Source organism: Plantactinospora sp. A48 (assembly GCF_055793945.1).
This window is the reverse complement of sequence record NZ_JBTIXF010000165.1, coordinates 1-223: the sequence shown is the minus strand read 5'-3', so window position 1 is coordinate 223 and position 223 is coordinate 1. Positions and strand designations below refer to the sequence as shown.

Below are 223 nucleotides of genomic sequence, written 5' to 3'. Positions count from 1 at the left end.
GAGGACCTTGTTGAGGGCGCGGGTGGTGTCTTCGGCGCTGTTGGTGCCGGCTTCGGTGGTGCCCATTTCGTTGGCGAGGTCGTCCATGTTGATGGTGTGGCCGTCGGCGGATAGGGCGTTGCGGGTGGCGGCGGGTCCGCAGTAGTAGAAGTTCGGTTGGGCCTGGTAGTCGTAGCGGAGTTCCTTGCTGGTGTTGGCTTGGTCGCGGCCGTGGTCGCCGCGG

General features: G+C 65.9%; 1 protein-coding gene. It reads right to left on the bottom strand.

Going from position 1 to position 223, the window contains the following annotated elements; genetic code table 11:
* Window positions 1–223: C39 family peptidase (locus tag ACXN5W_RS30445; protein ID WP_473161829.1), on the bottom strand; the 223-nt coding region annotated here is incomplete at both ends.